We start from the raw sequence: 20,034 nt of genomic DNA on the forward strand, positions 1-20,034 counted from the left end.
CCCCAACGTAAGCCGATGGGGTACACGCAGCGGCACCGATGGGCGACTACCGCGCTAGCTCGGCAGTGACTCCCGGGCACGCAGGTACACGGCGGTGATGCCCCCCGCGACGAACAGCGCGAGGGCCGCGGCGGCACCGGCTGTCGCGAGGTCGGGACTGGTGAGCGACTGTCCGCGCAGCGCCTGCCAGACCACCAGCGTGAGCAGTCCGAAGTAGCCGAGGACTGCGACCACGAGCAGCGCCGCACGGGTCGTTTCGGTGCGCAACCAGCGGTAGCGAGGCGCGAGTGCTACCAGGGCGAAGGCGATCAGCAGCAGCACCTGGATGCCGTGCAGCCCGACGAAGTGCGGGATGCGCAGGTCGCCGCCGATGGTGCTCCAGTGGGTGATCGGCATGCCCGCGGCAGCGTCACGTGCTGTATCGCCGGGCCGCACTGTGTGCCCGGCCATCAACCCCACGACGGTGCCGTCGGCCGTGCGGACGAGCTGCGGCCCGGTGAACCCCATCAGATACCCGAGCGCCATCCCGGTCACCGCCAGCCACAGCCCGGCCTTCAACGCGATCCTGGTCGGCCGGTCGGCCAGTTTCTGCCAGGAGATGATCACCGCCAGGACGAGATTCGCGAGGAACAACCCGGGAACGCCGGATGCGAACACCTGCTGCCCGATCTCGTTGACCGGGTCGGTGGCGTCGTTGAAGTGGCTGAACGTCCCGCGTGCCGCCTGGACCGCGATGAATCCCACATCGGCGACCCCGGTGATCGCGAAGACAGTGCCCAGCCACCAGGTGGCACGCCGTCCGCGATGCGGCAGCCGCAGTATCCAGGCCAGGGTCACGCCGTAGAGGGCGAAGGCGAGCCCGAACTTGGCCGGTTTGAGCCACACCGACTCGCCGAGCAGCAGTCGGTCGTCGACCACCATCCCGACCATCGACACCACCACCAGTGCGGTCATGAGCGCGGAATTCACCAGCAGCGGGCCGTGCCAGGGGGCGCGGTCGGTGCCGTCGCGCGCGGTGGGGGATGTGATGCGGGACAGCGTGTGGGTGAGGTCGATCGTCGCCATGTACCGAAGGTAGAAATCCGGTGCGCCACACCACGTCCCGCTGTGGAACGGTTCGGCTCCGATACCCGGGTACGGGTCGGGCTACGCGAGTTCTAGGGGTTGTCTCAGATTCCCATCCGCCAGATCGCGGCGTCGACCGCGCGGGGTGAGACGAGCGCGAGGGCCTGGAGTACGCGAGTGTAGGTCGGGTACAGCTCGACCGGGCGGGTCCGGATCGCGGTGGTGATCCAGTCGGCGGCTTCCTCGGCCGACAGTGCCGCCGCGTCGGCGTACTTGCCGGTGGGCGCGATCATCTCGGTGCGCACCAGCGGATATCCGATGGTGGTGACGTGCACGCCACGGCGCCGGGTCTCCGCGCCGAGACTGCGCCCGAACGCGCCGAGCGCCGCCTTCGACGCGTGGTAAGCGGTGAACAGCGGCATCGATCCCGCGGCCACACCCCAGGTCGCGACATTGACGACGTGGCCGGTGCCCGCGTCGAGCATCGACGGCAGCAGTCCCATCGTGAGCCGGGTCGCTCCGAAGTAGTTCAGCGCCATGGTGCGTTCGTAGTCGTGGAACCGGTCGGTGGTGTCGGCGGCGCCGCGGCGGATCGAACGGCCCGCGTTGTTCACCAGCACGTCGACCGTCCCGAACTGCTCGAGCAGGGTCTTCGCCAGCGCGTCGGTCTGCTCGGCGTCGGCGAGGTCGCAGGTGATCATCTCGGCATCCCCGCCCTCGGCGCGAACCGCGTCGCGCACCTCGGCCAGCGGCTCGGCATTCCTGGCGACGAGCACCACCCGCGCCCCTTCCCGGCCGAGCGCGTGTGCCGCGGCTTTGCCGACGCCCGACGAGGCGCCCGTCAGCACGACCGTCTTCCCGGCAATCTCGTGCTGCTCACCACGAACCAGCCGCGCGAGCACGCGGGGGAGTGCGGGCGGGTTGAGCAGTACCGATTGTGCGACTTCGGCGAACACGGGGACTCCTGTCGAGGCGTACAGCGGGGGCGAACAGGTAATTTACTTAATGGTAAATTACAAAGGGACCAATTGGGTGTCAACCGGCACGGAGGTCGATGGTTGGATGGAACGGTGAGCACAGCCGGTACCAAAGGTGTCCCCCGCCCCGAGCGCGAACAGCAGATCCTCGACGCCGCCGTCGCCGAAATCGGTCGTGTGGGTTACGCGGGGCTGTCCCTGGCCGATGTCGCGCAGCGCGCGGGCGTGTCCAAGCCGCTGGTCTACACCTACTTCCAGTCCAAGGACGGGCTCTACATCACCTGCGTGGACCGGGCGGCCACCGTCCTGTTCGACGCGATCGAATCCGCTATCGCCGGGGCCGGCGGTCTCAGCAAGGCGGAACGGACACTCGACGCGATCTTCGTCGCGCTGGAGCCGCGCCCACACGACTGGACCGTGCTCTTCGACCGCTCCCACCCCGACGACGGCCCCGCCGCCGACGCCGTCCGCGCCGCCCGCCGCCGCATCGCCGCCCAGGCCGCGCGCGGTGTCGCCGATGCCATCGGCGCTGTCGAGCTCACCGACCCCACCGACCTCTCGGCGCTGACCGACGTCTGGATGGGCGCGGTGACCTCGCTGGTCCTGTGGTGGTTGCGTCATCCCGACCAGACCGCCGCCCAGATGTCGGCCCGCAGCCACCGCCTCATCGGCGCACTCGTCACCGCCCCGCGGTGAACGCAATCCGCACCCCGGCCGGGGTGCGGATGTGCTTGTCCGACAGGTGTTCTACGACGTGACGTCGGTGGTCGATCGGGCAGGCGGCAGCAATTCGGCGAGCAGTGTGGCCCACTCGTATCGGCGTTCGGGGAAGCAGCGCTCGAGCAGGTCGCTCATGATCGACGGTGCGATGGAGGCACCGGGGGAGGCGCCGAGAAGGCCGGCGATGGTGCCGTCCGCGCCGGTGACCAGTTCGGTGCCGAATTCGAGGACGCCGCCGCGCTCGCGATCGGGTTTGACCAGTTGGGCGCGTTGCCCGGCTTGGACCAGGGTCCAATCAGCGGGGTCGGCGGTGGGGTAGAAGCGTTGCAGTTGGGCGAACTTGCGCCGGGGTGTGGCCAGTAGCTCGGTGACGAGGTAGCGGACCAGATCGAAATTCCGCAGACCGACCGCGACCAGCGGGACGATATTGTGCGGGCGCAGCGTGGTGAACAGATCGGTGAGCTTGCCGTGGCGCAACAGGCGGGTGCTGAAGGTGGCGTAGGGGCCGAACAGCAGCGCGCCGGTGCCGTCGACCTCGCGGCGATCCAGATGCGGGACCGACATCGGCGGTGCGCCCAGCGCGGCCTGGCTGTAGACCTTGGCGCGATGCTCGGCGACGACCTCGGGGTTGTCGGTGCGCAGGAACTGCGCGCCCAGTGGGAACACCCCGTATCCGCGCACCTCGGGGAGACCGGCCCGCTGCAACAGCCGCAACGCGTACCCACCCGCACCGACGAACACGAACCGCGCCCTGACCTGGAACCGCCGCCCACTGTCGAGATCGCGGCCGCGGACGGTCCACAGCCCGTCAGCGCTGCGGGTGAGTCCGGTGATCTCACGATGCATCCTGACCGCGTTGCCCGCCGCGCTCATCGTCGACAACAACGACTTGGTCAGCGCCCCGAAGTCGACATCAGTGCCCGCGGTGTGCCGGGTGGCGGCCATCGCCTCGCCGTCGGCCCGGCCGCGCACGAGCAGCGGCGCCCAGCCGGCGATCACCGCACGATCCTCCGTGTACTCCATCTCCGCGAACGCGGGCAGCGTGCGCAGCGTGGCGTACCGCCGGCGCAGGTAGGCGATGTCTCGCTCGCCGAAGACCGCCGTGACATGCGGTGTCGAGGTGAGGAACGTGTCGGGCGCGAGCTCACCACGGTGGGCCAGCGCCGACCAGAACCGGCGCGAGAGCGCGAACTGATCGGCGATCCCGGCCGCCTTGGCCCCGTCGCCCGCGTCGGGCATGTAGTTGAGCTCGCACAACCCGGAGTGTCCGGTGCCCGCGTTGTTCCACGGATGGCTGCTCTCGGCGGCCGGTTCGCCGAGCCGTTCGAACAGTGCGATCGACCAGTCGGGCGCGAGGGTGCTCAGCAGGGCGCCGAGCGTGGCCGACATGATGCCGCCGCCGATGAGTACCGCGTCGAGAATGTCGTCGCCGCTGCCGGTGCTGGGCCGTGTGGGTGTGGTGTCGTTCATGGTCGAACCTCCCGTGAGCTGTGTACCGCCATCGTCACGCCGGAAACAGCGATCCGTCCAATACGGAATCGCCGAGGATATGATCCGGATATGGATGATTCAGCGGAGGCGGGAGCACAGGCACTGGCTCCGCTGCTGACCGCCTTCGACGCGGCGGCCGAAGAAGGCCACTTCACGCGCGCGGCCCAGCGACTCGGCGTGCCGCAGTCCTCGCTCAGCCGCCGGATCAGAACGATGGAGCAGCTCCTCGGCGTGGCGTTGTTCCAGCCGATCGGGCGCGGGGTCACCCTCACCCCGCAGGGGCGTGATCTCTACGCGCACACCCGGGGACTGGTGCGCGCACTCGACGACGCGGTGCGGCAGGTGCGCGCCGACGCCGACCCCGACAGCGGGCTGGTGCGGTTCGGATTCCCGCTCACGCTCGGCCCGGTCAGCATTCCGTCGTTGCTCGCGCAGTTCCACACCCGCGCGCCTCGGATCCGGTTGCATCTGGTGCAGGCGCACGGCGAGGCGCTGGCCGAGCAGGTGCGCGAGGGCAGGCTCGACCTCGCGGTGATGATCCCGCCCCCGGCCGACCTGCCGACCGTCGATCTCGGCCGTCAGCGCATCGACCTGCACGTGTCGCGCACGCATCCGCTGGCCCGGCGCGCCCGCGTCGACCTCGCCGAACTGGCCGATGAGGCGTTCATCGCGAACCCGCCCAGCTACCAGCTGCGCACCCTGCTCGACAGCTGGTGTGCCGCAGCGGGTTTCACACCGCGAGTGGTCTTCGAGATCACCGAGTTCGAAACCCTGCGCGCACTGGTCGCACTCGGGCAGGGCGTCGCGCTACTGCCCGCCGCCGAGGTCGCGAACCCCGACCTGGCGGTGATACCCATCGATGGCGAACGCGACCGCGAGGTCGGCCTGGTCTCGGGAGACCATGACTCGACGCTCGCGGTCGCGCGGCTTCGGGAATTCCTGATCGCGCGCCGGGCGGCGATCAGTGGGTGAGCGGTATCAGTCCTGGGCGACGCCGGCATCGACGCCACGCGCGGCGAGCCACGGGTGCGGGTCGATCGGGGCGCCGTAGAGCGAGCCGTCGGGCACATGCACCTCGTAGTGCAGGTGGGGGCCGGTGGAGTTGCCACGGTTACCGACGGTGGCGATGGTGTCACCGGCGTTGACGTGCTGACCGACCTCGACCAGGATGTCGTTCACGTGGCCGAACACACCGATGGTGCCGTCATCCTGCTGGACGCGGACCCACAGGCCGAAGCCCGACGCCGGACCGGCCTCGATCACGGTACCGTCGGTGACGGAGAAGATCGGCGCGCCGATCGGGTCACCGAAGTCGATGCCGTTGTGCGCGGTGCCCCAGCGGGCGCCGTAGTAGGAGGTCAGCCTGCCGCTGACCGGGCGAACGGTCTGCGGGCGCGGCGGCGGCGGGGGAGCGATGAACGGCAGCGGCGGCAGTTCCAGGCCGACGGCTTCGCGGTGCTCCTCCCACGGGATCGGGGCGGACGCGGGGGTCGCGCCCTGCGGGCCCTGGGCCTCGGCCGGGGTGTACGCGGTGAAGCGGTACGGCGACTGGCCGGCGTTGATGGCCTCGGTGGCGTCCGCGGCGATCGTGGTAGTGGGAACAGGGCTCTCGGGCTCACTGAAAGTGGCGACGGAGGTACCCACGAGTGCGGACAGAGCCACCGCACCCGCGACCACGCCTCCCCAACGACCTGCGAAGGCGTCGGAGACTCGAGCAGATAACGGGTTGGTCACGAACATGGTTATGAACGTAGCTAAACCGTAACCGTCGCGGCCAATCCTGTGGCTGCGATCACGAAGCGCTATAACCCCAGTTGATCTATAACGATACTCTAACGAATGGCCAACATCCTGTTACTCACCGGGTGAAATTGCCCTGGTCAAGATCGTTGCCGAAATTCCGCATCCCAGGGACACTGATTCAGTGGACGCTAACGGAGTCCGTGCCATCACGGCGTTATCCGACCCCACCCGGCGCGCGATCTTCGAATTGCTGCCGCAGGGTCCCCGCTCGGTGGCCGACCTCGCCGCCGCCACCGGAATCACCAGTTCAGCCGCGTCGCAGCACCTGCGCGTCCTGCGCGAGGCCCACCTGGTCCGCATGCGCCGCGACGGGAACAGGCACCTTTACTCCCTCGACCCGCGCGGCCTCAACGACGCGCGCGACTACCTCGACAAGTACTGGCCCAGCGCGCTCGCCGCCCATGCCGCCGCTCTGCGCGAGGCGGCCGACGCCGACCCGGCTCAGCCCACCCGGCGGTAACGTGACCGGCCGGATTCGGCCCACGCCTGCTTGTCCAGCTGCATATCGACCGCCGCGATCACCTCGGGCACGCCGATCCGCAGCAGACCGGGGTCGGTGCTCAGGCCGTCCGGATCGCCGACCTGTCCGGCCCAGAGCACCGCGTGCCTGCCCAGCAGATGTGCGGGCGGGCCGCCGCGGCGCGGTGGCGTGGGACCGAACAACAGGACCGTGCGGGTGCCGAACGCTGTCGCCAGGTGTGCGACACCGGTATCGCCGCTGATCACGAGGGCGGCCTCGGCCACCGTCGCCGCGAGGTCGGTGAGGTTCTGCCGACCGGCGAGGACCCGGTCGTCGGGCAAGCCGGCCTGCGCGGCCACCTGTCGAGCGATGTCGTGCTCGAACGGGTCGCCGGTGAGCACCACGTCGCGGCCCAGTACCAGCAGGTGGCGCACCACCGCGGCGAACCGCTCCGGCGGCCACCGCCGGGCGGGCGCGCCCGCGCCGATATGGACGACGATGCAATCGCGCCGGCTGATCGAGGCCACCGGCGGCACCAATCCGAGGTTTCGCCGATCCGCGTCGATGCCCTCGCCCTCGAGCAGGCGGCACCACCGGTCGACGACATGCGCGTCGGGATCCCAGCGCGGACCGGCGAGCTTGGGCAGCGCGGGCGTGCGATGACCGATGATCCGCGCGGCGCCGGTATCGGCCAGTGCTCGGGCGCTGGCGCCGTCGGGGCCGTGCAGGTTCACCGCTAATTCGGGCGCGGGTCCATCCCAGATCAGGGCGGCCGGGTCGGCGGTGGCGACGAGTTCATCGACCGAGGAGATCAGGTCGACGATCTGTTCCAACCGATGCGGCGCCGCCAGGACGATCCGGCTCTGTGGTTCGGCCCGGCGCAGGGCACGCAGAGCCGGGACCGCGGAGAGAAGCTCACCGAGGCCCCGAGCTTGCAGCACGAGTACAACCGACACATTCTTCATCTACCCGAGACTGTCGGCGACCAAACTTTCGCGAGGGCAACGATGTGACGGCTCGCCTGTGGGCCCGCTCACGGCGCTGTGCGTGATCGCGACACGATGACAGCTCCAGCTAATTTCCGGAAAACCAGAGCAAGCGGGCATAACATCTCGTCATGACGACAAATACCGTGATTGGGAGCCCGTTCACGGCTCTTGCCAAGAAAACCTGGCAAACAGTTCTGGTCACCGGCCTCCTCGCGGTGGTCCTCGGCATCATCGTGCTGGTGTGGCCCGGTCCGTCGCTGCTCGTGGCGGGCATTCTGTTCGGTATCTACATGGTTGTCAGCGGTATCTTCCAGCTGATCGCCGCCTTCACCCACCTGCCGAGCACCAGCTTTCGGGTGCTGTCGTTCATCAGTGGTGTGCTGTCGCTGATCATCGGTGTGTTCTGCTTCCGCGACGACCTCACCTCGATTGTGTTGCTCGGCTTGTTCATCGGCATCAGCTGGCTGTTCCGTGGCGTCGCCGTCCTGTTCGCCGCCATCTCGGAGTCGGGCGTGCCCGGCCGGGGCTGGCAGATCTTCTACGGCATCATCAGCGCGCTGGCCGGTGTCGTCCTGATCGTGTGGCCGATCAGCTCCCTCACCACGCTGGTCTGGGTCGTCGGCATCTTCTTGATCGTCATCGGTGTCATGGAAGTCATCACCGCCTTCGGCATCCGCAAGGACGCGCATCTGCTGGACGAGCAGCTGGGCTGATCCTGGCCACGGAATAGTTCGTCTGAACCGGCCGGTGCCTTCGGGCACCGGCCGCTTTCGTCTGAACCACGCTGCCGTCTGAACTACGCTTCGCACCCATGGAATTCGTTTATGACCTGGTGGTTGTCACCCACCTGCTCGGCATGGCCGCGGTGGTCGGTGGGTACGTCGCCTCGCGTCCGGTGGTGTCCGAGCTGATGGTGTGGGGCGCGCGCGCCCAGCTGATCACCGGGGTGATCCTGGCGGGGCTGGCTTCGGCGGTCGACTCGCTCGACAAGGATCCGGATACGACGAAGCTGGCTGTGAAGCTGGTTGTCGCGGTCGCGGTGGCGGCGTTCGCCGAAATGGGCCGCGGTGACGCGAAGCGCGGCAAGCAGATCGACTGGATGACCGACGCCGCCGGTGGCCTCGCGATCGTGAACGTGCTGGTCGCGGTGCTCTGGACCTGAGTGCGCGCCCGATACCGAGGAAGGTCGCGCCGGTCGCGTCCGTGCGGGATCCGCCGGCGCGCATCCGCTAGCGTTGCGGCGTGCAATTTCTCGGCATCCACCACATCGCGATCATCGCGACGGACTACGCCCGCTCCAAGAGTTTCTATATCGAGACTCTCGGGGGGACCGTCCTCGACGAGAACTACCGGGCCGATCGCGATTCGTGGAAGCTCGACATCGAGTTGCCCGGCGGGGTCCGCATCGAATTGTTCTCGTTTCCCGACCCGCCCGCACGCCCGAGCAGACCGGAAGCGGCGGGGTTGCGGCATCTGGCTCTGGCGGTCGCGAGCGTGCCCGCCGCCCTCGATGAGCTGCGGGCACGGGGCGTCCGGACCGAGGAACTGCGCACCGATGAGCACACCGGCAAGCAGATGGCCTTCTTCTTCGATCCGGACGACCTGCCGCTCGAGCTGTACGAGGCGTGATCAGGGCGTCGCGCGGGCCCGGCGCGCGAGTTCCACTGTCGCCGCGCGCAATTCGCTGATCTCGGACAGGGGGCTGGCGTAGCCGACTCGGGTGAGCGCCACGCCGCGTGGTGATTCCACCCGCAGGTCGAGGCCGTAGCGGTCGGCCTTCTCGCAGGTGGCGGCGATGGCGTCGGGGAATCCGCCCAGCTGCTGGGCCATCGCCAGCAGCGCTTCGGCATGGTCGGCGTTGAGGTGCGCGACGCCGGGCGCGGCGTGTGCGACGATCGGGTCCGGCTGTGCGGCAAGGTATTCCGCGGCCGAGGCCGAATCCATCCGGCCGTAGCCGCCGACCCAGCGCACCCGCTCGACGCGCAGCACCCACAGCGTGAAATCGCTGTAGTCGATGTAGTACTTGGCCGCCGGGATCGCCGCCAGGTGGGCCGCTCGGGCCGCTTCCGCCTCGGCGCCGGTCGGGCGTTCCACGAAACCGGCGAGGGTGATCCGGGTGCCCGCCAGCGGGTCGGCCGGGATGTCGGGGGTGACGATCGCGATGCTGGCGCGCGGGTCAACGGCCAGGTTGCGGCCGTGTTCGGCCAGGCGCGACACGCTCAGTACCGGTGCGCCGTCGAGCAATCCGTAGGTGATGAACGACGCCCACGGCGCGCCGTCGGCGGTGAGGCTGGCCAGCGTGCCGGTATTGGTGCCCGCCGCGATCGTTCTGGCTTCTTCGGCCGGCGAGGGGCGGGCCTCGTTGGCCAGGGGGGCGGTCGGCAGCGGAATGGCAGGTGCGTCGCCCGGGTCGCCGTGGTCGAGAGTCATGGCCACAGCGTATCCACCTGACGCGCGCGGCGGGGTGCGCTCGTCAACCAGCCGTGCAGCGCTTCATAGACAGCGTCGTGATTGAGCAGGCTGAAATGGTTCGCCGCGGGGATGTGCAGGCTGTTGACCGCGTCGAAATCGAGGCGCCGGGTCCGGCCGCGCCCCGACCCGCTGCCGGTGAGAACCATGCCGTCGCCGATGATCACGCCGAGCGGATGTTTCGGGCTGTGGGTGATGGTGGTGGTGACGAAGTAGTGATCGACGCCGGGCAGCAGCGGTACTTCCTTCACCGCTCGCGCGCGCAGGGTGTCCACGTCGAGGTCGCGCCAGTCCTCGTCGACCAGCGAGCCCTGCCGCAGGTCGCGGATGCCCGCGCTGCGCCTGCGCAGCAGTGTGCTCAGCGGCCGGGTCTCGGGCAGCAGATCGAGCGCGGCCGACGCGTAGTGCACGAGCTGTTCGAGCGGCGCACCGAGGTGTGGTGAACCCAGGCACACCACCTGGCGCACCGATCGCACCCACTGCTGGCCCGACTCCTCGGCCTGATGGCAGGCGCTGCGCATGACCAGTCCGCCCATCGAGTGCCCGATCAGGCAGATCTCGTGCACCGGCATCGGCCAGCTGTCGACCAGGCGGGTCAGCAGGGCGCTGAGCTGGGCGGCGTTCTCGGAGATGTGCAGACCGGTATTGAAGCGGACGAAGAGCGGGGTGTAGCCGAGATCGTCTTCGAGGCGCTCGCCGTAGGTGGGACGATTACCGAGCCGCCAGGAGTGTTCGGTCTCCACGAGTCCGTGCAGGAGTACGACCAGCCGGGTCGTCGGCACCGGGACGTGGGCGGCGAACTCCTCGGGTGGGACGGGGACGCCGTCGACGCGAAAGGTCATGGGGGAGGAGAGGATCGGGGTCTCGTCCTCGAGCGTGTCACCGATCAGCCCCTGGATCGCGGCGAGAATGCCCGCACCCCACACGGTGCGCGAGGGAGCGGTGACACCGGGCAGCTGGACCGCGCTCGCGACCTCGCCGACGACGAAGCCGGTGCCGCTGACGGCGGCGTACACGCCATCGGTGATGGCGTCGTGGACGATTTTCACCGGCGCCGCCGCGGGACCGACGCCCAGCCGCACCGCCGCGAATACCCGGTCGGAGAGGGCTCGGTGGATGGCCGCGATCCCATCGACCGCCCCGGCGAACTCGTCACCGGCGAGCCGTGTGAGCGCCTGTACTTCGGCCTGGGCTTGGGGGAGCTGCTCCGTCACAGAGTTGAGAGTACAACTGTGCACTGAATGATGGTGGGGTTGGGGCGGCTTCGAGATTTGCGACGATGCCCTGAGTGTCGACGTTGGGATGACTCACAAAAATCATTCTGATACTGCGATATGCGCATCTAAACATGTGAACCAAGCGGGGTAATCGGCGAAGAACCGGCTACGCCGGTCGGCTCGGGACGGCGGGAGCCCCGCCGTCCCAGCGATCACGGCCGGTGGACGATCGCGTACCAGAGCGCGCCCATCGTGCCGAGCACGAACAGGGGAGAGATGACCCAGGTCTCGACCCGGTTCCCGGTCCGCTCGATCAGCGGCACCCGGGTGCGCAACGGAAACGGCCACAGCAACCGGCAGCCCCGATCGGTGAGGCAGTCGCCGAGCAGGTGGGCCAGACAGCCGAGACCCACGCAGATCGGCAGCCACGCCGGTCGATCGACGATCCACTGATCGACCGCGAAGGTGCCCGCCGTCGCGAGCACGATCACCGTTCCGTAGGTCCGGACGCTCTTTCCCGGCGGGCACAGGTGCAGCGATCGCACCGCGAGGGCGAGCAGGAAGAACACGAGGCCGAGGGTGAACGGTCGGCCGAGGTAGTGCTCCCCGGCCCAGGTGGCCGCGACCGCGGCGACGACGAACAGCAGTGAATGCGTGCCGTGACGATGTCCGCCCGACGCCCAGGAGATCAACCGGCACAGGTGATGTGACACCGGCCCGAGGACGTGGGAGATGGTGCCGCTGGGATGATCCGCGTCCGGCAGCAGCGCCGCACCGGCGGTGAGCAGCGTGCCCATGATGAGTTCCGCGATGCCGAATCGCGTTGTGTCGCTGTCGAACAGGGGGAAAGCGGCGACTGTGAGCGGTAACGCGGCGGCCGTACCGGCCCAGGCCAGCGCCCCACTGGTCGCATGAGAATGTCCTAGCACCCCGCAACGTTAGAGTAAGTCACTACTTCGGCGCATATGCCGTGGACAGCGCCGGAATGCGGGGCGCGCCTGGATCGTTGGGGCAGGGGGAGTTACCCGACGAAAGGACCATGATGAATGCTTTCAACGACCAGGTGATCGCCGAGTTCCGCGCCAACGGCGGCCGCGTCGGTGGCATGTTCGAAGGCAACGACGCCATGGTGATCATCACCACCACCGGCGCGAAGTCCGGGCGCGCGATCACCAATCCGCTGGTGTTCCTGCCCGACGGCGACCGGATCGTGCTGATCGCCTCCAACGGTGGCGCCGACAAACACCCGGCCTGGTATCACAACCTCCTCGCCGACCCGGAACTCACCGTGGAGGTCGGGACCGAAACATACCGGGGCAAGGCGGAACTCGTCGCCGATCCCGAGCGCACCGCCCTCTACGACCGGATGGTCGAGCGGCTGCCGGGCTTCGCCGAGTACCGCGACAAGACCGATCGGGAGATCCCGGTGTTCGCGGTGTATCGAACGAGTTAGTCGCGTGCTCGAGCGGAATGGTTGCCGGGGTGGGTGAGCTGCTGGTTCTATCGCCCGGTGACCGAAACCATCGACGTGCCACGCATCGTCCACGCCTCCCGCGACATCGCGGCGCCCACCGCCGCGATCTTCGACCTGATCGCCGATCCCGCGCAGCAGCCGCGCTGGGACGGCAACGACAACCTCGCGCAGGCCGTCGAAGGCCAGCGGGTCCGCGCGGTCGGTGACGTGTTCACCACGACGCTGACCAACGGCGCCGACCGCGACAACCACATCGTCGAGTTCGAGGAGGGTCGCCGTATCGCGTGGAACCCGTCGGAGCGGGACAAGACCCCGCCGGGACATCTGTGGCGCTGGGAGCTCGAGCCGATCGACGACACCCACACCCGGGTGACCCACACCTACGACTGGACCGAACTGCACGACGAGTTGCGTCAGGTGCGGGCCAAGGCCACCACCGCCGACAAGCTGCAGGCATCGGTGGACCGGCTGGCCGCCCTCGCCGAGTCCTAGCCACCAACGCAACACCCTGCGACTCGAGCTGAGCCGCAGGGTGTTTCGCTGTTCGGATCAGGCGGTGACGTCGAACCGGTCCAGGTTGCTGACCTTGGTCCACGCGGCGACGAAGTCGTGCACGAACTTCTCCTTCGCGTCGTCGGTCGCGTAGGCCTCGGCCACGGCCCGCAGCTGCGAGTTGGAGCCGAACACCAGGTCGACGCGGCTGCCGGTCCACGTGACCGCACCGGAGGAGCGGTCACGGCCTTCGTAGCTGTTCTCGTCGGCGGCCGAGGGCGCCCACTCGGTACCCATGTCGAGGAGGTTGACGAAGAAATCGTTCGTCAGCGCACCCGGGGTATCGGTGAACACGCCCAGCGGTGAGGACTGGTAGTTCGCGCCGAGCACGCGCAGACCGCCGATCAGCACGGTCATCTCCGGCGCGCTGAGCGTGAGCAGGTTCGCCTTGTCGATCAGCAGGAACTCCGCGGGAATCTGCGCGTCCTTGGACACGTAGTTACGGAACCCGTCGGCCGGGGTCTCGAGCGCGTCGAACGACTCGACGTCGGTCTGGGCCTGGGTCGCGTCGGTACGACCCGGCGTGAACGGCACCGTCACCGGGAAACCGGCAGCCTGGGCGGCCTGTTCCACACCGACCGCGCCGCCGAGGACGACCAGGTCGGCGAACGACACCTGCGTGCCGCCGCCGGCGTTGAACGTGTCCTGGATGCCCTCGTAGACGCGCACCACCTGGGCGAGCTCGTCGGGCTGGTTGACCGCCCAGCCCGCCTGCGGCTGCAGCCGGATCCGGCCGCCGTTGGCGCCGCCGCGCTTGTCGCTGCCGCGGAACGACGAGGCCGCCGCCCACGCCGTCGTCACCAGCTGGGCGATGGACAGGCCGGCGGCCTGGATCTGACCCTTGAGCGCGGCGATCTCGGAATCACCGATCACCGGGCCGTTCTGGGCGGGCACCGGGTCCTGCCACAGCAGTTCCTCGGACGGAACCAGCGGGCCCAGGTAGCGGGCGATCGGACCCATGTCGCGGTGGGTGAGCTTGTACCAGGCGCGGGCGAACGCGTCGGCGAACTCCGCGGGGTTCTCCAGCCAGCGGCGGGTGATCGGGCCGTAGATCGGGTCGAACCGCAGCGACAGGTCGGTGGTGAGCATGATCGGTGCGCGCTTCTTGCCGGTGATGAACGGGTCGGGCACGGTGTCGGCGCCCGCGCCGTCCTTCGGAATCCACTGGTGCGCGCCCGCCGGACTCTTGGTCAGCTCCCATTCGTACCCGTAGAGGGTTTCGAGGAAGTTGTTGTCCCAGGTGATGGGGGTGCTGTTCCAGATGCCTTCCAGGCCGCTGGTGATCGCGTCCTCGCCGACTCCGGTGCCGAAGCTGCTCTTCCAGCCCAGCCCTTGCTGTTCCAGCGGTGCGGCTTCCGGTTCGACGCCGACCAGATCGGCGTCGCCCGCACCGTGGGTCTTGCCGAAGGTGTGGCCGCCGGCGATCAACGCGGCGGTCTCCTCGTCGTTCATCGCCATCCGCGCGAAGGTCTCGCGGATGTCCACGGCGGCCGCGATGGGATCCGGATTGCCGTTGGGGCCTTCGGGATTGACGTAGATCAGGCCCATCTGGACCGCGGCGAGCGGACGCTCGAGGTTACGGTCACCGGTGTAGCGTTCGTCGCCGAGCCAGGTGCGCTCGGGGCCCCAGAACACGTCTTCCTCGGGCTCCCACGCGTCGACGCGGCCGCCACCGAAACCGAACGTCTCGAAGCCCATCGACTCGAGCGCGACGTTGCCGGTGTAGACGATGAGGTCGGCCCACGACAGCTTGCGGCCGTACTTCTTCTTCACCGGCCACAGCAGCCGGCGCGCCTTGTCCAGGCTGGCGTTGTCGGGCCAGCTGTTGAGCGGGGCGAAGCGCTGCAGGCCCGCGCCCGCGCCGCCGCGGCCGTCGCCGACCCGGTAGGTGCCCGCGGAGTGCCAGGCCATCCGGATGAAGAACGGGCCGTAGTGGCCGAAGTCGGCGGGCCACCAGGACTGTGAGGTCGTCATGACCTGCTCGATGTCGGCCTTCACTGCGGCCAGGTCGAGGGTGGCGAATTCGGCCGCGTAGTCGAAGTCTTCGCCCATCGGGTTCACCGAGGGCGGATTCTTCTGCAGCAGTGTCAGATTGAGCTGGTTCGGCCACCACTCGGCGTTCGCTCCGCGCGCGTCGGTGGAGGCGAACGGACGATGCATGACGGGGCAACCACTGTCACCGGCTTCCGTGTTGGCTTCCGCGATAGGTGGGTGTTCCTCGGGCACGGTGAATCCTTTCAGGAGAGTGATGGTGATGTCGTGCAGTCGGGGCACCTGCCCCAGTAGATGACTTCTGCCTCGTCGACGACGAAACCGCGGTCGTCGAGGGGAGTCAGACAGGGTGCGTCGCCGACGGCGCACTCGACATCGACGATCACCCCACAGGATCGGCACACCAGGTGATGATGGTTGTCACCGACGCGGGTCTCATAGCGCGCGACGGTGCCCATCGGCTGGATCCGCCGGAGCAGTCCGGCGCTGGTGAGTGCCCGCAGTACGTCGTAGACGGCCTGCTGGCTGACGGCCCCGAGGGTGGCTCTGACTCGGCTCAGAATGGTGTCCGTATCGGCATGCGGATGCTGGTGCACTGCGGTGAGCACCGCCAGGCGTGGCGCGGTGACGCGCAGGGAGGCTGCGCGCAGCATCTGTTCGAAGTCCGATGTGGTGGACACATTCCAGATCATGACTCATTCCAGATGATGTGGGGGCGGGTTTCCAGGATGAGTTGTGATGACATACCGGGCAATTCGCGCAATACTGGCGAGGAAGACCGGATCGGGGAGTCCGGTCCATGAGCATGGGGTGGGAACGATGTCGAATCGTCAGTGGTATGCCGTGTCCGCGATCGCGGTGGCCCTTCTGGTAGCGGGATGCGAGTCGGGACAGTCCGTCGATGCCGCGCCGGCGAGCAGTTCGTCGAAGGCGACCACGACCGTGCGCGCGACCACCCCCGCGGCGCCGGTGCTGAACCGTCGTGGCGAGAACGGAGCGGTGGTCCAGCAGGACGGGCTGGTCGGTGCGGGCAAGCTCGACATCGTCAACGGCAACAGCGACGACTTCGCGGTCGTGGTGACCAACGGTGATCCCAAGAAGCCGCAGGCCACCATCTACGTGCAGGGCAATTCCAACGCCACCCTCACCGGGATCGACGGCACGTACTACGTCTATCTGAAGACCGGCAAGGATTGGGACGAGGCGACGCTGGCCTTCACCCGCGAGCGTGAGTTCCAGAAGTTCGACGACCCGTTCGACGGTGACTCCGATTGGGAGATCACGCTGCAGCCTTCGATCGGTGGCAACGCCAGCACCAGCGACGTACCCTCGTTCTGACCGCGGTGGAAGAGCGCAGAACTGTGAACTGTGCCAAGGAATGCCCGGTCCGCCTGCGCGTCGACTAGCCTGCCGGGTGTCCGTTCCCCGAACGAAGGTGATTCATAGTGACTTCCGTAGTCGATGCCCCGCCCATCGATGGCCCTGACACCGCGTCGAAGGTAGGGCACTACTACCGGGTCGAGGGCGTCTACGAGGTCGGTCGCGAGAAGATCCGCGAATACGCGCGCGCCGTCCAGGACTTCCATCCTGCCCACTGGGAGGACGAGGCCGCCGCCGCGCTCGGCTACCCGGGTCTGGTCGCGCCGCTGACGTTCGTCTCCATCCCGGCTATGGCGGCGAACAAATTGTTGTTCGAAACGGTGGTCGTCGGCTACGACATGTTCGTGCAGACCGAGCAGGTCTTCGAACAGCACAAGCCGATCGTGGCCGGTGACCGGCTCGTGGTCGATGTCGAGCTGACCTCGGTGCGCACGATCGCGGGCAAGGACCTGATCACTGTCACCAACACCTTCGTCGACGAGCTCGGCGAGACCGTGCACATCATGCACACCACGGTCGTCGGTATCACCGGGGACGACGGCGTGGATCCCGCGATCACCGCCGCGGTGGAGAACATCATGCTGCACGGCGTGAGCATCTACAGCGCCGACAAGAACGCCGTGGTGGAGACCACCCTGCGTCCCGAGGGCGAGGTTGTGCTGTCGGTCGAGGGCGCCGCCCGCGTCCCCAGCACCACGCTGTCGTTCGACGAACTCACCGTCGGCGACGAACTCCCGCTCCGCGACGCCCGCGTCTCGCGCGGTGATCTCGTCAACTACGCCGGCGTCTCCGGCGACGGCAACCCCATCCACTGGGACGAGAAGATCGCCGAGCTGGCGGGCCTGCCCGACATCATCGCCCACGGCATGCTCACCATGGGTCTGGGTGCGGGCTTCCTGTCCACGTGGTCCGGCGACCCCGGCGCGGTCACCCGCTACGGCGTTCGCCTGTCGACCTACACCATCGTCGGCCGGGAGGGCGGCCAGGTCGAGTACACCGGCCGCGTGAAGTCCCTCGACCCGGAGACCCGCAGCGCGGTGATCGCCATCGTCGCCAAGTCCGGCGGCCGCAAGATCTTCGGTCTCGCCACCGCGAACCTTCGCTTTCGCTGACCCCGGCGCGGTGGACCCGACCTCGTAGCCGGGTTCACCGCGGCGCGGCCACGACCTCGGATCGTGGTGTGGCGTCCGGGGTTTCGGACGCCACCGGGTTCACCCGCACCCACGTGCTGTTGACCGCTGATGTGCCGGAGAGCAGGTCCGTGCGGGCCGGGTCGTGCAGCAGGTTGACATTGGCGCCCGGCAGGCCCGCCGCGACCGACCAGCCGACCCCGGGTTCGCGATGGCCCCATCCGTGGGGGATCGCCACCACCCCGGCGCGAATATCGCCACTGATCTCCACCGGAACCACGATCGAACCGACGGGGGATTCGATCGTGGCCGGATCACCGTCGGCGAGACCACGGGCGGCGGCGTCGTCGGGATGGATGAGCACGGTGCAGCGGTCGCGGCCCTTCACCATCGACGGGATGTTGTGCAGCCAGGAGTTGTTGCTGCGCAGGTGCCGCCGTCCGATGAGCTGGAGGTCGTAGCCCTGCTCGGCCGTCCCGGTCGCGTCGTCGAGGACCGTGCGCACCGCCGCCAGGAAATCCGCGGGTGCCAAGTGCGTCTTGCGGTCGCCGGTGCCGATCAGTTCGGGCAGCCGTGGTCGCAGCGGTCCGAGGTCGACACCGCCCGCCGTGTCCCGAATCTTCTTCAGCGTCAACCCGTTCCGTCCACGACGCAGGATTCCGTAGGGGCCCGTCGCGACGGCCGCCGCGGACAGTCGCAAGGGGCTGAACTGTTCGAACGCGGCATTGAGCACGCGTGCGGTGAGCCGTCGGGCCGGCAGCGGGACCATTTCGGTCACCAGCCGTGCCAGGATCTGCCAGTCGTCCAATCCGTCGGCCGGCGGCTCGAACACCCTGGCGTCGTAGCGGGCGTTGTTGCGAACGCTGAAGATCGGGAACAGCAGGCTCAGTTCCTCGCGTTCCAGCGCGGAGACGGGTGGCAGGATGAAGTCGGCGTGCCGGGTCGTCTCGGTGATGTACATGTCGACGGCCACATAGCAATCCAAAGATTCCAGCGCGGCATCGAGCTTGTCCGCCTGCGGGGTCGAGAGCACCGGATTGCCCGCGTAGGTGATCATCGCTTTGATCTGGCCCGGTCCTTCGGTGCGGATCTCCTCGGCGAGGACCGCGACCGGCAGTTCGCTGCGGAACGACTTGTGCGCGCCGGAGCGGTCGGTCCACGCGCCGTGTCCCACGGGCAGGTACTTCGCGTAGCGGGCGGCGTCGACGACGGGGGTCGCGAACATCTGACCGCCCGCGCGATCGAGATTGCCGGTGACCGCGTTGATCGTGTTGACCAGCCAGTGGGTGAGTGTGCCCGTCACCTGCTGGCACACCCCGATTCGCGCGTACAACACTGCCGAGGGTGCCGCCGCGTGGTCACGGGCCAGCCGTCTGATGGTGTCCGCGTCGACGCCTGCCAGTGGCGCCATGCGTTCCACGGTGGTGTCGGCGACCAGTGCGGCCAGCTCGTCCCAGCCGGTGCACAGCGCGCGGACCGCCCGTTCGTCGCACAGTTCCTCGGCGACCAGCACATGCAGCATCGCGAGCAGCAGGTACACATCGCCGCCGGGACGGACCGCCACGTGTTCGTCTGCCAGCCGGGCGGTTTCGGTGCGGCGCGGGTCGATCACGACGACGGTGCCGCCCCGGGCGCGGACCGCTTTGATGCGCGATTTGGCGCCGGGCATGGTGGTGATCGATCCGTTGGACACCGCCGGATTGGCGCCGAGCACCACCAGCCGATCGGTGCGATCGATATCGGTGATCGGCATGAGAACGTTCGAGCCGAACATCCGCCACGCGACGAACTCCTGCGGGAACTGATCGATCGAGGACGCGGAGAAGAAGTTCCGGGTCAGCAGGACGGCCCGCAGCAGCGCTGCGTACATCACCGAGGAGCTGTGCGCGGCCGGGTTGCCGATGTACATCCCGATGGCGCTGGGACCGTGCGCGGAACGCACCGCGCGCAAACGCTGACCGATCTCGCGGAAGGCCTCGTCCCAGCCGACCGGTTCGAAACTGTCGCCGACGCGGCGCATCGGTGTCCGCAGCCGGTCGGGGTCGTGGTGCAGACCGCCCATGGCTGTCGCCTTCGGGCAGATGTAGCCCTTCGACAGCACGTCGTCCGGGTTGCCTTCGACGCGGGTGACCCGCGAATCCTCGACCGTGACCAGAATCCCGCAGTGCGCTTCACACAATGTGCACTGCCGGGCAATCGTCGTGCTGTCCACAGCTTTCCTACCCTCCGCCGAACCGCTCCTGCCACGGTAGCGCGACCGAACGGCTCGGCAGATCCGTCTGTGGTCTGATTTTCGTGCCGATCGACGACCGGGC

The 20,034-nt window shown here is 68.3% G+C and carries 21 protein-coding genes; 10 read left to right on the forward strand and 11 right to left on the reverse strand.

Annotated features, from left to right (window positions below; all coding sequences use genetic code 11):
• Positions 1-54: 54 nt before the first annotated feature.
• Together ACFVVI_RS05430 and ACFVVI_RS05435 are read right to left on the reverse strand one after the other, a co-directional pair.
• A complete protein-coding gene (locus tag ACFVVI_RS05430) occupies positions 55-1,065 on the reverse strand; it encodes a hypothetical protein (protein WP_378987916.1) in 1,011 nt (336 codons plus the stop codon).
• A gap of 104 nt (positions 1,066-1,169) precedes the next feature.
• On the reverse strand, positions 1,170-2,021 hold the full coding sequence (locus tag ACFVVI_RS05435) for an SDR family oxidoreductase (RefSeq protein WP_379314749.1): 852 nt from the start codon (positions 2,019-2,021) through the stop codon (positions 1,170-1,172).
• Between the two features lie 114 nt (positions 2,022-2,135).
• Here ACFVVI_RS05435 and ACFVVI_RS05440 point away from each other — a divergent pair, with 114 nt between their 5' ends.
• Entirely contained in the window at positions 2,136-2,738 is a 603-nt protein-coding gene (locus tag ACFVVI_RS05440; RefSeq protein WP_379314750.1) for a TetR/AcrR family transcriptional regulator, read from the forward strand.
• 51 nt (positions 2,739-2,789) lie between these two features.
• Here the strand turns inward: ACFVVI_RS05440 and mqo are convergent, their stop codons facing one another.
• Positions 2,790-4,232, reverse strand: coding sequence for a malate dehydrogenase (quinone) (gene mqo / locus ACFVVI_RS05445; protein WP_387443399.1), 1,443 nt, complete (start codon positions 4,230-4,232; stop codon positions 2,790-2,792).
• Between the two features lie 90 nt (positions 4,233-4,322).
• Between mqo and ACFVVI_RS05450 the strand changes: the two genes are divergently transcribed.
• Positions 4,323-5,225 (forward strand): LysR family transcriptional regulator, encoded by a 903-nt coding sequence (locus tag ACFVVI_RS05450; RefSeq protein ID WP_387443400.1) that lies wholly within the window; start codon positions 4,323-4,325, stop codon positions 5,223-5,225.
• A gap of 6 nt (positions 5,226-5,231) precedes the next feature.
• Here ACFVVI_RS05450 and ACFVVI_RS05455 read toward each other — a convergent pair whose 3' ends face one another.
• Positions 5,232-5,993, reverse strand: coding sequence for a M23 family metallopeptidase (locus tag ACFVVI_RS05455; protein ID WP_387443402.1), 762 nt, complete (start codon positions 5,991-5,993; stop codon positions 5,232-5,234).
• A gap of 184 nt (positions 5,994-6,177) precedes the next feature.
• Between ACFVVI_RS05455 and ACFVVI_RS05460 the strand changes: the two genes are divergently transcribed.
• The gene (locus ACFVVI_RS05460; RefSeq protein WP_378987898.1) at positions 6,178-6,516 is read left to right on the forward strand and encodes an ArsR/SmtB family transcription factor; all 339 of its coding nucleotides are present in this window, start codon (positions 6,178-6,180) and stop codon (positions 6,514-6,516) included.
• Here ACFVVI_RS05460 and ACFVVI_RS05465 read toward each other — a convergent pair.
• Positions 6,498-7,472 carry a glycosyltransferase family 9 protein gene (locus tag ACFVVI_RS05465; protein ID WP_378988464.1) on the reverse strand — a complete coding sequence of 325 codons (975 nt, stop codon included), beginning with the start codon at positions 7,470-7,472 and terminating at the stop codon, positions 6,498-6,500. The genes ACFVVI_RS05460 and ACFVVI_RS05465 overlap by 19 nt on opposite strands.
• A 161-nt stretch (positions 7,473-7,633) precedes the next feature.
• On the opposite strand from ACFVVI_RS05465, the gene ACFVVI_RS05470 reads away from it, so the two are divergent.
• From ACFVVI_RS05470 to ACFVVI_RS05480, 3 genes are all read left to right on the forward strand, one after another.
• Positions 7,634-8,218 (forward strand): HdeD family acid-resistance protein, encoded by a 585-nt coding sequence (locus ACFVVI_RS05470; RefSeq protein ID WP_378987895.1) that lies wholly within the window; start codon positions 7,634-7,636, stop codon positions 8,216-8,218.
• 98 nt (positions 8,219-8,316) lie between these two features.
• Positions 8,317-8,667 carry a hypothetical protein gene (locus tag ACFVVI_RS05475; RefSeq protein WP_379315110.1) on the forward strand — a complete coding sequence of 117 codons (351 nt, stop codon included), beginning with the start codon at positions 8,317-8,319 and terminating at the stop codon, positions 8,665-8,667.
• Positions 8,668-8,747: 80 nt separating this feature from the next.
• Positions 8,748-9,134 (forward strand): VOC family protein, encoded by a 387-nt coding sequence (locus ACFVVI_RS05480; protein WP_379315109.1) that lies wholly within the window; start codon positions 8,748-8,750, stop codon positions 9,132-9,134.
• Here the strand turns inward: ACFVVI_RS05480 and ACFVVI_RS05485 are convergent, their stop codons facing one another.
• From ACFVVI_RS05485 to ACFVVI_RS05495, 3 genes are all read right to left on the reverse strand, one after another.
• Positions 9,135-9,935, reverse strand: coding sequence for a HugZ family protein (locus tag ACFVVI_RS05485; RefSeq protein ID WP_387443405.1), 801 nt, complete (start codon positions 9,933-9,935; stop codon positions 9,135-9,137).
• Entirely contained in the window at positions 9,932-11,188 is a 1,257-nt protein-coding gene (locus tag ACFVVI_RS05490) for a lipase family alpha/beta hydrolase (RefSeq protein ID WP_379315107.1), read from the reverse strand. The genes ACFVVI_RS05485 and ACFVVI_RS05490 overlap by 4 nt, the downstream gene beginning before the upstream one ends.
• Positions 11,189-11,403: 215 nt before the next feature.
• Positions 11,404-12,120, reverse strand: coding sequence for a metal-dependent hydrolase (locus ACFVVI_RS05495; protein WP_378987879.1), 717 nt, complete (start codon positions 12,118-12,120; stop codon positions 11,404-11,406).
• Between the two features lie 113 nt (positions 12,121-12,233).
• Between ACFVVI_RS05495 and ACFVVI_RS05500 the strand changes: the two genes are divergently transcribed.
• Together ACFVVI_RS05500 and ACFVVI_RS05505 are read left to right on the forward strand one after the other, a co-directional pair.
• Positions 12,234-12,644, forward strand: coding sequence for a nitroreductase family deazaflavin-dependent oxidoreductase (locus tag ACFVVI_RS05500; protein ID WP_378627590.1), 411 nt, complete (start codon positions 12,234-12,236; stop codon positions 12,642-12,644).
• Between the two features lie 57 nt (positions 12,645-12,701).
• Complete coding sequence (locus ACFVVI_RS05505) at positions 12,702-13,157, forward strand: SRPBCC family protein (protein ID WP_387443410.1); 456 nt, start codon at positions 12,702-12,704, stop codon at positions 13,155-13,157.
• Positions 13,158-13,214: 57 nt separating this feature from the next.
• Here the strand turns inward: ACFVVI_RS05505 and katG are convergent, their stop codons facing one another.
• Both katG and ACFVVI_RS05515 read right to left on the reverse strand, forming a co-directional pair.
• Positions 13,215-15,443, reverse strand: coding sequence for a catalase/peroxidase HPI (gene katG, locus ACFVVI_RS05510; protein ID WP_378988462.1), 2,229 nt, complete (start codon positions 15,441-15,443; stop codon positions 13,215-13,217).
• An 11-nt stretch (positions 15,444-15,454) separates the two neighbouring features.
• Positions 15,455-15,889 (reverse strand): Fur family transcriptional regulator, encoded by a 435-nt coding sequence (locus ACFVVI_RS05515; protein ID WP_056809750.1) that lies wholly within the window; start codon positions 15,887-15,889, stop codon positions 15,455-15,457.
• 139 nt (positions 15,890-16,028) lie between these two features.
• Between ACFVVI_RS05515 and ACFVVI_RS05520 the strand changes: the two genes are divergently transcribed.
• On the forward strand, positions 16,029-16,547 hold the full coding sequence (locus ACFVVI_RS05520) for a hypothetical protein (RefSeq protein WP_378987873.1): 519 nt from the start codon (positions 16,029-16,031) through the stop codon (positions 16,545-16,547).
• A 107-nt stretch (positions 16,548-16,654) separates the two neighbouring features.
• Complete coding sequence (locus ACFVVI_RS05525; RefSeq protein WP_379314354.1) at positions 16,655-17,701, forward strand: fused (3R)-hydroxyacyl-ACP dehydratase subunits HadA/HadB; 1,047 nt, start codon at positions 16,655-16,657, stop codon at positions 17,699-17,701.
• A 34-nt stretch (positions 17,702-17,735) separates the two neighbouring features.
• Here the strand turns inward: ACFVVI_RS05525 and ACFVVI_RS05530 are convergent, their stop codons facing one another.
• Positions 17,736-19,931: a molybdopterin oxidoreductase family protein gene (locus ACFVVI_RS05530; protein WP_387443414.1), complete on the reverse strand. Its 2,196-nt coding sequence runs from the start codon at positions 19,929-19,931 to the stop codon at positions 17,736-17,738.
• Positions 19,932-20,034 lie beyond the last annotated feature (103 nt).

It is taken from the genome of Nocardia sp. NPDC058114 (assembly GCF_042884695.1).
Classification (GTDB): Bacteria; Actinomycetota; Actinomycetes; order Mycobacteriales; family Mycobacteriaceae; genus Nocardia.

Bases quoted from the DNA above. Each gene is read 5' to 3' on its own strand.
- ACFVVI_RS05430 (WP_378987916.1), bottom strand. From the start codon at position 1,065: ATGGCGACGATCGACCTCACCCACACGCTGTCCCGCATCACATCCCCC.
- mqo (WP_387443399.1), bottom strand. From the start codon at position 4,232: ATGAACGACACCACACCCACACGGCCCAGCACCGGCAGCGGCGACGAC.
- ACFVVI_RS05450 (WP_387443400.1), top strand. From the start codon at position 4,323: ATGGATGATTCAGCGGAGGCGGGAGCACAGGCACTGGCTCCGCTGCTG.
- ACFVVI_RS05455 (WP_387443402.1), bottom strand. From the start codon at position 5,993: ATGTTCGTGACCAACCCGTTATCTGCTCGAGTCTCCGACGCCTTCGCA.
- ACFVVI_RS05470 (WP_378987895.1), top strand. From the start codon at position 7,634: ATGACGACAAATACCGTGATTGGGAGCCCGTTCACGGCTCTTGCCAAG.
- ACFVVI_RS05475 (WP_379315110.1), top strand. From the start codon at position 8,317: ATGGAATTCGTTTATGACCTGGTGGTTGTCACCCACCTGCTCGGCATG.
- ACFVVI_RS05485 (WP_387443405.1), bottom strand. From the start codon at position 9,935: ATGACTCTCGACCACGGCGACCCGGGCGACGCACCTGCCATTCCGCTG.
- ACFVVI_RS05500 (WP_378627590.1), top strand. From the start codon at position 12,234: ATGAATGCTTTCAACGACCAGGTGATCGCCGAGTTCCGCGCCAACGGC.
- ACFVVI_RS05520 (WP_378987873.1), top strand. From the start codon at position 16,029: ATGTCGAATCGTCAGTGGTATGCCGTGTCCGCGATCGCGGTGGCCCTT.